The 1,077-nt window shown below is 38.0% G+C and carries 1 pseudogene; it reads left to right on the forward strand.

Annotated features, from left to right (window positions below):
• Positions 1 to 270 precede the first annotated feature (270 nt).
• Positions 271 to 1,077 (forward strand): annotated as a pseudogene (locus QUB04_RS32440) (transposase); the annotation flags it as partial.

A 1,077-nucleotide genomic window follows, 5' to 3' on the forward strand; every position in this document is an offset into this window, starting at 1 on the left:
CATCAATCAAACGTAAAGTAATAAACGGAGTTCTCTTTGTTCCAGACCCCAGACGTATCTTACGGTCTCGCCATCCATAACTATCTGTAAACACTTGCTCTACTTTCATTAGTAGACAAGTTAAGGTAATGAGTAAATTGTCAATAGGGTATTTACATTAAGTAAAAAATGGATGAAACTCATAACAGGTAAGTAATTGGGGGATGGAGACGGGCCATGACCAAGACTAGAACTACAAATCGAGATCACGCCAAGAAGAAACAACGGCCAATGATAGAGGATGAAGTAATTGCCCAACAACTCGAAGCATTACTGACACCAGCCATGCTCAACCAGAAAAATTCCTACCGTCAACAGGGGATCAGAGACCGCATTCTCAACTTGCCCCTGATGATGGCTGCGGTGTTAACCGGTTCTATGGCGAGATGTAGCAGGGGTAAGAGAACTGACTAGAATGTTAACTAGAGATGGTTTTCTGTGGTGTAATCCCACCAAAGTCAGCCAACAAGCACTCTCACAAATATTTTTCACCTTTCCTGCCGAGCTATTTGAACAAGTATTTAAAGACTTATTGCCAAGGTTAAGAACAAATTGGCCAAGCAGAAATTAACGAACATTACCAGAAAGTATTCAGTTTACATTAACAAAATTTGAGCCAATTTGGATTATAGATAGTTCAATATTAGAGGCCTTGTTTCGGAAATTATCAAGTTGAGAAGAGACTAAGATCGGACAAGTGGCGGGAAAAACAAGTACAGTAATTGATGCGATTAAATCGACTACCAGTAGAAATTTGGTTGACCGAAAATGCGAAAAAATCTGATATAATACTTGAAGAAAACATCCTAAATTTAGTCACCGAAAAAACGTTGCTATTATTAGATAGAGGATTTTATCATTGTAGTTTTTGGTTAAGATTAATTGAGCAAAAAGTTAACTTTATTACGAGAATAAAGAAAGGAGCAGGAATCAAAGTAGAGCCAGTGTTTACAGATAGTTATGGATGGCGAGACCGTAAGATACGTCTGGGGTCTGGAACAAAGAAAACTCCGTTTATTACTTTACATTTGATTGATA

The sequence above is a fragment of the Microcoleus sp. D2_18a_B4 genome, from assembly GCF_036702475.1.
In the GTDB taxonomy this organism is placed as follows: domain Bacteria; phylum Cyanobacteriota; class Cyanobacteriia; order Cyanobacteriales; family Microcoleaceae; genus Microcoleus.